Genomic DNA, 12453 nt, shown 5'->3' on the forward strand with positions numbered 1-12453 from the left:
GCTTAGTTAACAAAGAAAAGGAACCACAGGATCGTGGCGAACAGGAACATCAGCGCCAGGTAGCTGAAGACCAGCGGCGAAAATCGCGGCTGCCAGCCCCGGCGGACGATCAGGATATGGCAGGGAATGAGTAAAAATACGCCGCCTAATAAACAGAAGAACCAGCCGGGAAATGCGGCGCCTAATACCGGGATTGCCGGCGATAAAGAGCAGCCAGAAATTAAAGGCGCAGCTAATAATAGTGCCGGAGGGGCCAGCTTCACTATACGATTCAAGGGAGAGTTCCTGAGCGCTCATATCATTATGGAATGAGTTTAATCCCCCTGCGCGCAATCAGGAAGACTCAAGGCCTATATTTCTGCCTCCGGTTGAGGCTCGGTTTTACAAAGCTGGTGAATATCAACGCATTTATTTTGCATTAATGGCGATGGGACGGCGAAATAGAGGCGGAGGGTTTCTGCCGCCGCCCGTAGTCAGCGCCTGGCGCCACGACTATGCTTAGGATCTGAACAATAAAAATAATGGGGCAATGTCATGGATAAGGAACTACTGGACGCGGGGTTTCGCGTCTACAGCGGAGAGAAAATCGATGTCTACTTCAATACGCAAATCTGCCAGCACTCGGGGAATTGCGTACGCGGTAGCGCGAAGCTCTTCAATCTGAAGCGTAAGCCGTGGATCGCGCCGGACGAGGTGGATATCGCCACGGTCGTGCGCGTCATCGATACCTGCCCGAGCGGCGCCCTGAAGTATCGCCAAAAATAAGTGGGGACCTGATGGAAATACTGGAAGGCCACAACAAGTTTTACGTCAATGACGCCGAAGGCAATCAGCTTGCCGAAATTGTCTTTGTCCCCACCGGAGATCATCTCAGCATTATCGAACATACCGACGTTGACGCGAGTCTGAAAGGGCAGGGCGTGGGTAAACAGCTGGTGGCGAAGGTGGTGGAAAAAATGCGCGGCGAGCAGCGTAAAATTATCCCGCTATGTCCGTTTGCTAAACACGAGTTTGATAATACCCGCGAATACGATGATATCCGCGCCTGATATAAATGCGCCGGCTTTCGCCGGCGCTAAATTTTAGGGGATGAAGGCAGGCGCGCTTGCCGCATCCGGGATCTCTTTTCTGGCGCTTATTTCGTTGAGAAACAGCTTAGCCAGAAATTTTTACCACAACCGCGCGCGTCAATATTATTTCGACAGCGCGTTTGCGGCTTCGCGCATAAAGTACGCCGCATCTTCAAGCGGCGATTCTGCTATCAGCGGGTGCTTTCATTTTCCAGCTTCTGCCGTTTGCGCAGATGCGGGAAAATAGTCATCCATATCGCCACCACCACCAGCGTGCCAATCCCGCCAAGCGCCGCGGCCGGTACGGCCCCCATCCACGCCGCCAGCAGGCCGGACTCAAACTCGCCAAGCTGGTTCGAGGTATTGATGAAGATGGCGTTCACCGCGTTCACCCGGCCGCGCATATCATCCGGTGTATCCAGCTGCACCAGCGCGCCGCGAATGACCATGCTCACCATATCGAACCCGCCGAGCGCGGCCAGCGCCAGCAGGGAGAGCCACAGCTTCGTCGAGAGGGCAAACAGCAGCGTCGCCAGGCCAAAGCCGGCCACCGAGGCGAACATGATCAGGCCGACGTTCTTCTCCAGCTTGTTACGGCTGAGCCAGACGCCCACCAGCAGCGCGCCGACCGACGGCGCACCGCGAAGCATCCCCAGCCCCCACGGGCCGGTGTGCAAAATATCCTGGGCGAAGATCGGCAGCAGCGCCGTCGCCCCGCCGAGGAGCACGGCAAACAGATCGAGCGAGATCACCCCCAGCACGTCTTTTCTCTCGCGGATAAAATGCACGCCGGCAAACAGGTTCTTGAGGTTCATCGGCAGGCGGGTTTGCGGCGGCCGTTCGTAGCGCAGCCGGCTCACCAGCACAATCGAGAACAGATAGAACAGGGCGGAGACGCCGTACACCACTTCCGGACCGGCGACGTACAGCAGGCCGCCCAGGGTTGGGCCGACGATCACCGCCGCCTGTCCCCCGACGGAGCTGGCCGCCATCGCGCGGGCGAGGATCGGCGGCGGCACCAGCGCCGGCAGCATCGAGGTGATCGCCGGCCACTCCAGCGCTTTTGCCACCGAGATTAAGAAGACCAGCCCCCAAATCTCAACTTTGTCCGCCCAGTGCAGCAGCGTCAGCGCCACCAGCCCGAGTAGCGCCGCCCATTCGATGAGCTGGCCTAGCAGCACGATGCGCCGGCGATCGAACTGATCCGCGAGGTGTCCGGCGGGCAGGGCCAGCAGCACTGAGGGGAGGAACTGCATCAGTCCGATCATCCCCAGCGCCATCGCGCTGTGGGTGATGGCGTAAATTTGCCAGCTAACGGCAACCGAAAACATCTGAAAGCCAAACGATGAACAGGTGCGCGCCAGCCAAAAAGTGACGAACGACCTGTGCCGCAGCAGCGAATCGTCCGCTGCGGATACCAGTGAACCCATAGTCTTATCCCATTCAAAACCAATGTTCCGGCCGGCATCGTGGCGCCGGTCCGGTGAGCAGCCCGTAACGGGCTCTTGTTATCTTTTTTTGCACATTGCAGAGTGCGGCATCTTGTCCGTGCGGACAGTGGCGAGGCGTGCGCTTAGCATGCGGTTGATTATCTTAAATGGGTTTCAGCATGCGTGTCTAAGTATTCGCCGTTTTGCCCGGCGGCTCGGGCTTAGCGCACCGGGTCAGCTCATCGATCAGCGCTCGCAGGGCGGGTGAAACGTGACGATGGCCGGAATAGTAAAGGCAAAGTCCGGGATACGATGGACACCACTCCTCTAAAACCCGTTCAAGACGGCCGTCGCGCAATGCGTCCATGGCAAGGTGATCGGGTACAAAGGCGATCCCGATTCCATCGATCGCCGCCTCCACCATTATGGGCTGATCGCTCAACGTCAGCGGCCCCGTGACGTTAATCTTTTCAATGAATCCTTTACGTTCAAACTCCCAGCGATAGATCGCCCCGCTGTCAAAGCGAAAGCGTATGCAATCGTGGTGATAAAGATCCTGCGGAACGGTGGGGCGCCCGCGGCGCTTGAAATAATCGGGCGAGGCGATCGCGGCGAAACGGACCGGCCCCATAAGCGAAATCGCCACCATATCCTTTGGCACCGCCTCGGCCAGACGGATGCCGGCATCGAAGCCGTCGGCGACAATATCGCTGAGTCTGCCATCGCTAACGATATCGAGGTGAATGCCGGGATAGCGCGCCAGAAAGTCGGCCAGGATGGGTTTCAGGACCAGGCGAATGGCGCCCTCGCTGGCGTTGATCCGCACCGTTCCAGTGGGCGTCTGGTCATGTGAGTCGAGTTCCTGCAGCGCATCGCTAATCGCAGCCATCGCCGGACGTAATTTGGCAACCAGGCGCTCTCCCGCCTCGGTCAGCGAAACGCTGCGCGTGGTCCGATGAAAAAGCCGGACGTTCAGCCGCTTTTCTAGGACCTTGATCGAATGGCTGATTGCCGACGGCGTCATGTTCAGCTGGATCGCCGCCGCACGAAAGCTGCGGTTAACCGCGACGGCCAGAAAAGCGGTAAAGGCTGAAAAATCAGCGTCCTTCAATTGGTGAATGTCTTTCATCATCACATCAAAAATTGCGTGGATTGTTTTGATAATCCACGAACCATAGACTCGAAATAGCAGGAACTCAACATGCTTCGTTAACTTTGCGTTTCCCATTAATGGTAACCGCGCGCCGTCACGCGCGAGCCTGCTTCCTTCATCAACGACCAGTGAAATAAGGACAACTAAATGAAAATGAAAGCGATTGTTATGACCGGCGCCAACCGGCCGTGGGAAGTCCAGCAAGTCCCTGTTCCTAAGGTCGAGCCCGGGCAGGTGCTGGTAAAAGTACATGCTTCAGGCATGTGCTACACCGACGTTTGGGCGACGCAGGGGTATGGGGGCGATATTTATCCGCAAACGCCGGGTCATGAAGTTGTCGGGGAGGTTGTCGAAGTCGGGGCTGGGGTCCACACGCGCGTGGTGGGGGATCGCGTGGGAACCACCTGGGTGCAATCGTCCTGCGGCCGCTGCCCGTACTGCCGTGAAAACCGGCCGTTGACGGGCCAGACGGCGATGAACTGCGTTCAGCCGCGTACCACCGGCTTTGCCGCGCAGGGAGGCCACGCGGAGTATATTACGATTGCGGCTGAAGGAACCGTGCTTCTGCCCGACGGACTGGATTATGTCGATGCGGCGCCCATGATGTGCGCAGGCTATACCACCTGGAGCGGTTTACGCGATGCCGCGCCGCAGCCTCGTGAGAAGGTGGCGATTGTCGGTATCGGCGGGCTGGGGCATGTCGCGCTGCAGCTCTCCCGCGCCTGCGGGTTTGAAACTATTGCCGTTACCCATTCAGCGGATAAGCATGCGCTGGCCCGCCAGCCTGGGGGCCGACCATGTGGTGGCGAACGGGAAAGCGCTGCGGGAAATGGGCGGCGCGGACGTGCTGCTGGTCACCACCAACCACTTCAATGCGGCGGAGGATGCGCTCACCGGCCTGCGGGCCGACGGCAGAGTGGTGCTCTGCGGGCTTGATTTTAACCGGCCGTTTTCGATCTCCTCAGAGGGCGTGCCGTTTCACATGATGCGTCAGCGCGTCATCGGCTCAACGCATGGCGGGCAGCACTACCTGAGCGAGGTGCTCGATCTGGCGGCAAAAGGCAAAGTGAAGCCGATCGTGGAGACATTTTCGCTGGACCAGGCTACGGAAGCCTACGAGCGTCTGGCCTCCGGCAAGATGCGCTTCCGGGGCGTGTTTACGCCCGCGCGGTGATGCGGGCGGAGGCGCTATTCACCGCGCAAGAGCGGAGCTGAAAGGGCGGCGTTTTATTGCCCCGGCAGGCGGCCGCTCCGGGGCCGAGGCAGGGGAGACCTTTAAGAGGCATGGGGAAGGCGGGCAGCGGATAGCAGGGCGGGGTGATGGATTATGCTCGTATGCTATAGTTTTAAGCTTCTCGGTGAATGAGAGGGCGTTTAATCCCCCCACCACGACAGGAAATGTAATTTGTCTCAACCCCCGGAACGGTCGATGCGTCGGACCGCATTTATTGCAGATACCGCTGCGCTGATCCTCTTTTTCACCACAACCGGCATCATTAACGAACAGGCGATCGCCGGTATGACCTGGGAGCAGGTTCTCCACGCCCGCCTGCTGGGGGCGGCGCTGATGCTTCCGGTCGCAAGGCCCTACGGCATCTGGCGGGACTGGCTGATGCGCCGCGCCGGTCCCGGGCGGGTGTCTCAGCTGCTATGGGATAGCGCGGCCCTCGTCAGTTTCCAGGTGCCGATCTATGCGCTGATTATTGCCTTCAGCGGCGCCTCGGGAAGCGGGCTGATTCGAGGCACCCTCGGCGCCGCGCTGATGATGCTTTGTCTGGGCAGGCCTTACGGCGCGTTTCTTAACTGGGTGCGTCGGTTATTTGGCCTGCCTCCTGGGGGGAGTAAGCCGATGTCGTTGAACAGCTGAGCGGGGCTACGACTCGCTGCGCCTTTAGAGTCCGGGCCACATGCCGCCATCAAGTCTTAAATTTGTTCCGGTAATGTAGCTTGCCCGAGGGCTGGCAAGAAATGTAACGGCATCGGCTATTTCCTCAAGCGTGCCAACGCGGCCCATCGGAACCTGGGCGAACATGGGAAGCACCGACCGTTCAATATCTCCCCATTGCGCATCGTAAGCCAGGCCGATATTTTTAGCCGTTTGCCGGAAGGCTTTGTCCAGGCTGGGGCTATGAATGGTGCCGGGTGAAACGGTATTCACCGTAATACCTTCTTGCGCAACCGCCTTTGACAGGGATGAGGTCATGGCAAGCATCCCGGCCTTCGCCGCAGCATAATCTGGCCGCTTGTCCGGCGGCATCAGCGCCGCCAGGCTCGAAATATTGATGATCCTTCCCCACGCCTGAGCGCGCATCCCCGGAAGAAAATGGTTGATAACCCGCAGGGCGGAGAGGACGTTTCTATCATATCCTTCAGCCCATGTTTGCGGACGGGTTGACGTCCACTCTTCAGTGGGTCCGGAACCGCCGGCGTTGTTGACCAGAATATTTACCGACTCCGGGAAGGAATTGACCCGCTCGAAAAGAAGCCTGACATCATCGTCACTCGTCAAATCACCGCTGACAAAGTAGGCCTGCCCGCCCTGATTTTTAATGTCGTTCGCGACGCTTTCCGCTTTTGACCGATCGCGGCCGTGTATAATGACGGTAGCCCCTTCACTGGCGAGCGCTCTGGCGATAGCCTCACCGATACCTTTGCTGCTGCCGGTTACCAGCGCAGCTTTACCTTTAAGCTTCAGGTCCATCGCTTTTCTCCTGTAACCCTATTGCCGCCCATTGGAAGATAAACCGATGAATGAATCAATTAGGCACCTAAAAGTGCCTGTAGAGTATGAAGAAAGAGAACGCTGTCTGGGGCCAGAGGGCTCCGTTGCCTATGTGACTCAGGTGGTTAAATTAATTTCCGCAAAATGGACGCTGCCGATCTTCTTCAGGCTCTGCGCCGAGCCCGGCATGCGCCACTCGCAGTTCTTAAAAAGCATGCCTGAAATATCCCATAAGGTGCTGACTCAGCATCTGCGCAAGCTGGAAAGCGACGGGCTCATCTTCAGGACCGATTTTGGCGAACAGCCCCCGCGTGTTGAATATGCAGTGACCGCAACGGGGATGGCCCTGCTGCCGGTGTTGATTTCGATGAGAGAGTTTTCGCGGCATTATCTTGAAAAGACGGATGATACTTAGCGGGAGGGGGCGACCCAATCAGGTGTGTTGGCACGGCATATCAGACGTTGTGTCAGGCGGAGGCGATATTGTGCCATCATCGCTTTGAACATCATTGCCGGAGATGGGCTGTGCGTCAGTGAGAATTGGGCGCGAGGCTACTATTTTGCCATGATCCGCAGTTCGCTCGCTGGAGAAAAGGGGACTGATGAGCGGAGCGTAATATGACGATCGTCTATATGCCAGGAGCGGACTTTACTAACGCCACTGATGTATTAAACAATGGAGAGCAGGCCATGTTTATAATATAAATTGACAGGCGCGCTGAGTTTTACAGGGACATCACCGATGAATATTACCGCCTCTATTGCTCTTTTGAGCGCATGCCCATTTGTAAGTCTGGCGGTAGTGCCGATGACCTTTCCCGAAACTGTCCTGGATGCTGCTGGGCCAAAAGGTCCTTTGAAAGGCGCGTTACTCACCCCAAATTCAAAACCGACCGCCGTTATTCTTATCGTTCCTGGCTCCGGGCCGACCGATCGGGATGGAAACAACCCGCTTGGTGTGAATGCATCGCCTTACCGACTTCTTGCTGAAGGCCTGGCTGCAAAAGGCTTTGCAACGCTTCGTATCGACAAACGTGGAATGTTCGCTAGCGCAATGGCCGTAGAGGATGCCAATGCGGTGACGATTTCTGACTATGTTGACGACGTTCGAACCTGGGTAAAAGTACTTAGACGTCAGATGCAAACTCCCCGTGTTTGGGTTTTGGGACACAGCGAAGGAGGCGTAGTCGCACTTGCTTCGGCTCAAGAAGATGATGTGTGCGGCGTGGTTCTTATCGCAACGCCCGGGAGGCCGATGGGGGAGGTGTTGAGGGGGCAGCTTAACGCTAATCCGGAAAACGAAATGTTATTAAAGCAGGCGCTACCGATAATTGATGCTCTGGAGCATCGGCGGCGGGTCGATATTACGAATATGCATCCAGCATTGCAAAATCTCTTTAATCCTGCGGTTCAGGGATTTTTGATCAATGCGTTTTCATATAATCCGGGTAAGCTCATTTCGAGTATCTCCAAACCCGTGTTAGTGCTACAAGGGCAACGCGATCTCCAGGTGGAAGAAACGGATGCAAGACGGCTTAAAGCCGCGAATCCTCAAGCGTCCCTGGTTATACTGCCCAATATGAACCATGTTATGAAGGAAATTACTTCGGTCGATCGCATGGTGAATATCGCTTCATACGCTGAACCAGCGCTCCCCTTAGCTCCCGGTTTAATCGACTCGATTGAGCATTTCCTGATCCACAACTCACCTTTACCCGAAAAGTAACAGCTACTCTGGCCTCAGTGTTCTGCCAAAAAAACGATTTATTTTTTAAAAGTATTCACCATGCTTTAACGCATTTGTCTGCTTTTCACTCTCGGCGTACCAACCACCTTACGCAGAAGACGGGCTGTGTAATCACACAGTACCCGCCTGAATCATCAGCTACGTTTCTATTTTAGTGTTCGCGGGCGGGGTGGGGGAGCGGATAATCAAAATCAACCTTGATCGGCTCCGCATAGCGACTGTTCCACAGTTGGCTGTAAAGCGCATCCACACGCTCGGCCATCGGCACGCTATTCAGTACCAGCTCAAGGTTGCGTGAGTTATCAAAATAGCCGCCGCTCCAGTTGCTGGTTCCCACCCAGGCTGTCGAGCCGTCGATAGTCATCAGCTTACTGTGAACCACCCTTGCAAACGGGATAAATCCACGGCTTGCGGGAGGGATCGTCACCACTTTCAACTGAACGTTAGGCACCAGCGACAGGCTCTTTAACCAGAACACATCCGGCTTCTTCAGATTCCAGCTGGCAACCATCAGTTCAACCTGCACACCACGCGCTGCCGCGCTGCGCAGGGCGTTATCAATGGGGGAGTAAAAGGGACGCTTCCCCTTTTCTCCCCACGATAGCGGCGCATAATCCATCACCTGTACCCGAATCCGTGATTTGGCGTTGGCTATCAGACGCGGGAGTTCAACCTGCGAGTCAATCACCCCGCTCGGGTTATAATCGCGCGGGCTGGCAACCAGATAATTGCCCTGCGGGGCCGACTCCGGCGCCTGCCACGCCAGCTTCGGCACCGGCTTATTCTCTTCAAGCAGGGCCTGCGCCTGCCAGTCCTGATCGAAAATAGCCTGAATTTGCCGCACCGCCTGCGCATCGCTGATTCGCAAGCCGGTTTCCTGAATCTGTTCCAGCGCGCGCCAGTCAAAATTCTGACTACCGACAAAGGCTTCTTTGCCATCCACCAGCAGATACTTAGCGTGGACAATACCACCGGTCAGCCGATGGAACGGAATAATCCGCAGCTCGAGGTTCGGGATCGTTTTCAGCGCCGCCAGCGTTTCTGGCGTCGAAAGGCCAACTCCTTTCTCCTCCATCAGAAAACGAATCTTCACTCCTCGTTCCCCGGCGGCCTGCAGATGCTTCAGCACGCCGTCCAGCAGAGAGCCTTTTTCATTTGCCACATAAAACTGCGCCAGATCGATATGGCTGCGCGCCGAGTCAAACATTTGCTGCCAGACCTCGGCAGCATTGCGCAAATCATTATTCTGTAGCGTGGTTTCCTGCGGCGCGTTATATACCAGTTCGTAGCCCGGTATCGAGAACTCCGCCTGTGCGGACGGGCTGAATAGCATCCAGGTGCCCATGAGCAGACTCATCAGGCGGCCACCCGGCCACCCGTATCGACGATAATCAGGCATAGCGCTGCGCCTCGCGCCCTTCCCAGCGATTACCGCCCTGTTCCGGACGACTGACCGGGCTTCCGGCACGGATCAGCAGCACCTTCAGCAGCTCGTTAATACCCTCCATGCGGCTTTGCAGGTAGTTATTACCCACCAGGCACAGCAGCGCGATTGCGATCCCCAGGCCGGTGGCGTATAGCGCGGTGCCCATGCCGGCGGAAACCATGCTGGCATCAGAGACGCCCGAGGCGGAGAGCGCCTTAAAAGTATCCATAATCCCCAGAATCGTACCGAGAAGGCCCAGCAGCGGCGCGGCGGTGACGACGGTTTCGAGCATCCACAGCCCACGCGACATCTGCGGTTTGCTCAGCAGATATTGGGCGTCAATCAAATCGCTCACCGCCTCCCGGTCTTCTGCCGCCAGTTTTTTCTCCAGTACTGGCAGAATAAGGGTCAGCGGAAGGCTATTGCGCCTGGTCAGCGATTCCGGCAGGTCCGACACACGGCGTACCTCCGGCGTCAGCGCCTTCTCAAAGCGCTGAGCCTGACGTTGGGCCCACGAAAAATAGAGCCCGCGTTCGACCAGTATCACCACGGCGATCGCCAGCGCGGCATACATAACGTAGAAAATAATGTCGTGAATCAGGTTGGCATCCATCAAAGTGCCCTCCGGTTAATTAAAAGGTTGCTTCCAGCGAAACGCTAAAGGTGCGCTCTTCGCCGACGTTGTAATACGGGTTGCTGGCCTTCACGCCATCGTAAGGAGCCGCGTTAAAGGTCGTCGAGCGTACGGAGGTCAGGTACTGTTTATCGAACAGGTTATCGATGCCAAAACGCAGGGTGGCGCTTTTAACAATCTTTTTGTCCACCGGCAGATGAACGCCCGCGGCAACATCAAAGACCGTGCGCCCGCCGATTTTTTCGTCGTTGGTCAAATCGCCATAGAACGAGCTGACGTATTTGCCGCCGAAGCTGCCGTAATAGAGACCATCGTCATAGCCCAGCGACATGTTAAGCATGTTTTTCGGGACGTTCGGTACCGTTTTGCCCGCCGTTGGCAGTGGATTACCGCCGTTGCTGACAATGTCATCTTTTTGTTCGGAATGAGTGTAGGTGTAAGAGGTGTAGTAGTTGAAGTTGTACGGCAGCTCACCGCTCCACTCGAGCTCCACGCCTTTACTTTCGACGCTGCCGATATTCATCATTTCGTAGTCGCCGTCAGCATTGGTGGTCGAAATCTGACGGTCGGTATAGCGCATATAGAAAAGCGTCGCGCTCAGCAGCATATCTTCACGCTGGAAACGCCAGCCCAGCTCGTGGTTCCAGCTCAGCTCCGGCTTGGTGCTGATTGAATCGCCCACGTTGTAGAGTACGTAGTTTGGCGGCGTACGCATGTTGCGCGTCAGGTTATAGAACAGCTGGTTTTCCATATCCGGCTTGTAGCTGATGCTAAAGTTCGGCAGGAATTCATGGTAGGTCGCCTTACGTTTTTCCGGGGCGTTATACAGGCTACCTTTGTTATCACCAATGCGCTCGACGTACTGATACGCCAGCCCACCCACCAGCGTCCAGTCCGGCGTCACGAACCAGGTATCCTGAAGCCATACTTTTTGCGCCGGAGTGATGGTGTACTGGTTACGGCCCTGTACCGTGTTGCCGTTGGCGTCTTTCACCTGATCGGATCCGCCTGGTTTACCTGAGACGTTCGCCGGATTGCCATCATCCTGAATGCTGATAAACGGCTGGGTCTGCGACTGGCGCGCACGCTCATACCAGTAACCGATATCCAGGCTATGCTCGTCGTTAATATCCCACTTCAATTTGGTGGTGACGCCCGGTCGCCAGGTCTGGGTCCACGAAGGCCGGTAGTAGGTATTAGAACTTAAATTGCTCAGGTCGTACTGCCCGGCTTTATCGGAGGTATTAGACAGTACTGAGGCCGTTTGACCGGTAAAGCTGCCGCCGTTACCCCAGTAGTAATAGGGCTGAACGGTCAACGCGAGGTTGTCCCGCAGCTGCAGTCTTTGTGAAAAAGAGAGGGTGAAGGTTTCAAACGGATTACGGTTAAGTTTGTAATATTTGTTCAACTGACCTTTGTTGTTATAGGCCGGAGTGGTCGAGTAGTCCTGGCGCGGGTCCTCTTCAAACTGCGCTTTGCTTAGGGTGTTGTAGTTGCTGTTATCCTGGCGGTTATACTTCATGATCAGGTTACTGCTGTTGCCGTTCCCGTCTTCGTACAGTGAGTTCATCTCGAACTTATCAGAATAGAGGCGTCCTTCTCCGCGCCATTTTTTGGCCTCGGTATGTGAGTAAGAGAGCCAGTTGCTGAAGCCGTTATACTCACCGGTCTCCAGGCGGGCGAAGGTTTTGCTGAGATTATTGCTCCCCAGCGTTTGCTTGACGAAGCCGCCGAAATCTTTTGCCGGACGCTTTGTGACAAGACCGATGTTACCGCCGCTGGAACCGATATGCGGACCATCCGCTTCGGAAGAGCCCTGGGTAACAAAGATCTGCTCAAGGTTTTCCGCATCGCCCAGCAGGTTTGGATAAACCGCGTAGTTGCCCGAGTCGTTAATCGGAATGCCGTCCATCGACAAGCCGATTTGATCGGAGTTCATCCCGCGCATAGTGTAGTCGATACCGCTCAGGCCGCTGGCGTCATTACTGTTGACGTTCATACCCGGCGTATATTTCAGCATATCGATGGCGTTGCTGGCGCCGGGAGCTTTGTCCATGGCTTCTTTAGTCAGAGTAGAACGCGCTTTACTGCTGTCTTCCTGCACCATCAGACCGCCGCCGAGCGACTGCCCTTTGACGTTAATTTCTCCCACATCGCTGCTTTCCGCCGCCAGCGAGGAACCCGATAACAATGCCGACACCACGGCTAACGCAATCCCAGAATAATTAAAGTTCTTCATTTTTTTTCCTATAAAAAACAAATTATTAATTA

At 56.1% G+C, this 12453-nt stretch carries 12 protein-coding genes and 1 pseudogene; 6 read left to right on the forward strand and 7 right to left on the reverse strand.

Annotated elements, in window-relative coordinates:
* Nucleotides 1-2: 2 nt before the first annotated feature.
* Nucleotides 3-275 carry a YtcA family lipoprotein gene (locus tag ABOC21_RS03935; protein ID WP_426812528.1) on the reverse strand — a complete coding sequence of 91 codons (273 nt, stop codon included), beginning with the start codon at nt 273-275 and terminating at the stop codon, nt 3-5.
* A gap of 259 nt (nt 276-534) precedes the next feature.
* Between ABOC21_RS03935 and yjdI the strand changes: the two genes are divergently transcribed.
* Both yjdI and ABOC21_RS03945 read left to right on the forward strand, forming a co-directional pair.
* Nucleotides 535-765 (forward strand): 4Fe-4S mono-cluster protein YjdI, encoded by a 231-nt coding sequence (gene yjdI, locus ABOC21_RS03940; protein ID WP_426812529.1) that lies wholly within the window; start codon nt 535-537, stop codon nt 763-765.
* An 11-nt stretch (nt 766-776) separates the two neighbouring features.
* Entirely contained in the window at nt 777-1049 is a 273-nt protein-coding gene (locus tag ABOC21_RS03945) for a GNAT family N-acetyltransferase (protein ID WP_426812530.1), read from the forward strand.
* 212 nt (nt 1050-1261) lie between these two features.
* Here the strand turns inward: ABOC21_RS03945 and ABOC21_RS03950 are convergent, their stop codons facing one another.
* Together ABOC21_RS03950 and ABOC21_RS03955 are read right to left on the reverse strand one after the other, a co-directional pair.
* Nucleotides 1262-2500: an MFS transporter gene (locus ABOC21_RS03950; protein WP_426812531.1), complete on the reverse strand. Its 1239-nt coding sequence runs from the start codon at nt 2498-2500 to the stop codon at nt 1262-1264.
* A 187-nt stretch (nt 2501-2687) separates the two neighbouring features.
* On the reverse strand, nt 2688-3632 hold the full coding sequence (locus tag ABOC21_RS03955) for a LysR family transcriptional regulator (RefSeq protein ID WP_426812555.1): 945 nt from the start codon (nt 3630-3632) through the stop codon (nt 2688-2690).
* A 174-nt stretch (nt 3633-3806) separates the two neighbouring features.
* Between ABOC21_RS03955 and ABOC21_RS03960 the strand changes: the two are divergent.
* Nucleotides 3807-4827: pseudogene (locus ABOC21_RS03960) on the forward strand (alcohol dehydrogenase catalytic domain-containing protein).
* 255 nt (nt 4828-5082) lie between these two features.
* Nucleotides 5083-5520: an L-alanine exporter AlaE gene (gene alaE / locus ABOC21_RS03965; protein WP_426812532.1), complete on the forward strand. Its 438-nt coding sequence runs from the start codon at nt 5083-5085 to the stop codon at nt 5518-5520.
* A 24-nt stretch (nt 5521-5544) separates the two neighbouring features.
* Here alaE and ABOC21_RS03970 read toward each other — a convergent pair whose 3' ends face one another.
* Nucleotides 5545-6354, reverse strand: a complete 810-nt coding sequence (locus ABOC21_RS03970; RefSeq protein ID WP_426812533.1) for an SDR family NAD(P)-dependent oxidoreductase — start codon at nt 6352-6354, stop codon at nt 5545-5547.
* Between the two features lie 46 nt (nt 6355-6400).
* Between ABOC21_RS03970 and ABOC21_RS03975 the strand changes: the two genes are divergently transcribed.
* Together ABOC21_RS03975 and ABOC21_RS03980 are read left to right on the forward strand one after the other, a co-directional pair.
* Complete coding sequence (locus ABOC21_RS03975; RefSeq protein ID WP_426812534.1) at nt 6401-6790, forward strand: winged helix-turn-helix transcriptional regulator; 390 nt, start codon at nt 6401-6403, stop codon at nt 6788-6790.
* A gap of 327 nt (nt 6791-7117) precedes the next feature.
* Nucleotides 7118-8101: an alpha/beta hydrolase gene (locus ABOC21_RS03980; protein ID WP_426812535.1), complete on the forward strand. Its 984-nt coding sequence runs from the start codon at nt 7118-7120 to the stop codon at nt 8099-8101.
* A 172-nt stretch (nt 8102-8273) separates the two neighbouring features.
* On the opposite strand, the gene ABOC21_RS03985 is transcribed toward ABOC21_RS03980, so the two are convergent.
* Genes ABOC21_RS03985 through ABOC21_RS03995 form a run of 3 tightly spaced genes read right to left on the reverse strand, consistent with a single transcriptional unit; the run spans nt 8274 to nt 12421 of the window.
* The gene (locus ABOC21_RS03985; RefSeq protein WP_426812536.1) at nt 8274-9479 is read right to left on the reverse strand and encodes a phospholipase D-like domain-containing protein; all 1206 of its coding nucleotides are present in this window, start codon (nt 9477-9479) and stop codon (nt 8274-8276) included.
* A 34-nt stretch (nt 9480-9513) separates the two neighbouring features.
* Nucleotides 9514-10161, reverse strand: a complete 648-nt coding sequence (locus ABOC21_RS03990) for a MotA/TolQ/ExbB proton channel family protein (RefSeq protein WP_426812556.1) — start codon at nt 10159-10161, stop codon at nt 9514-9516.
* A gap of 19 nt (nt 10162-10180) precedes the next feature.
* Complete coding sequence (locus ABOC21_RS03995; RefSeq protein WP_426812537.1) at nt 10181-12421, reverse strand: TonB-dependent receptor family protein; 2241 nt, start codon at nt 12419-12421, stop codon at nt 10181-10183.
* Between the last annotated feature and the right edge of the window lie 32 nt (nt 12422-12453).

It is taken from the genome of Klebsiella sp. WOUb02, from assembly GCF_050058015.1.
Taxonomy (GTDB): Bacteria; Pseudomonadota; Gammaproteobacteria; order Enterobacterales; family Enterobacteriaceae; genus Klebsiella.

What these genes read in the sequence shown, in the direction of transcription:
- ABOC21_RS03955 (WP_426812555.1), bottom strand. Translation starts at nt 3,632, where the DNA reads ATGATGAAAGACATTCACCAATTGAAGGACGCTGATTTTTCAGCCTTT.
- alaE (WP_426812532.1), top strand. Translation starts at nt 5,083, where the DNA reads ATGCGTCGGACCGCATTTATTGCAGATACCGCTGCGCTGATCCTCTTT.
- ABOC21_RS03950 (WP_426812531.1), bottom strand. Translation starts at nt 2,500, where the DNA reads ATGGGTTCACTGGTATCCGCAGCGGACGATTCGCTGCTGCGGCACAGG.
- ABOC21_RS03985 (WP_426812536.1), bottom strand. Translation starts at nt 9,479, where the DNA reads ATGAGTCTGCTCATGGGCACCTGGATGCTATTCAGCCCGTCCGCACAG.
- ABOC21_RS03975 (WP_426812534.1), top strand. Translation starts at nt 6,401, where the DNA reads ATGAATGAATCAATTAGGCACCTAAAAGTGCCTGTAGAGTATGAAGAA.
- ABOC21_RS03990 (WP_426812556.1), bottom strand. Translation starts at nt 10,161, where the DNA reads ATGGATGCCAACCTGATTCACGACATTATTTTCTACGTTATGTATGCC.
- ABOC21_RS03945 (WP_426812530.1), top strand. Translation starts at nt 777, where the DNA reads ATGGAAATACTGGAAGGCCACAACAAGTTTTACGTCAATGACGCCGAA.
- ABOC21_RS03970 (WP_426812533.1), bottom strand. Translation starts at nt 6,354, where the DNA reads ATGGACCTGAAGCTTAAAGGTAAAGCTGCGCTGGTAACCGGCAGCAGC.
- ABOC21_RS03995 (WP_426812537.1), bottom strand. Translation starts at nt 12,421, where the DNA reads ATGAAGAACTTTAATTATTCTGGGATTGCGTTAGCCGTGGTGTCGGCA.
- yjdI (WP_426812529.1), top strand. Translation starts at nt 535, where the DNA reads ATGGATAAGGAACTACTGGACGCGGGGTTTCGCGTCTACAGCGGAGAG.
- ABOC21_RS03980 (WP_426812535.1), top strand. Translation starts at nt 7,118, where the DNA reads ATGAATATTACCGCCTCTATTGCTCTTTTGAGCGCATGCCCATTTGTA.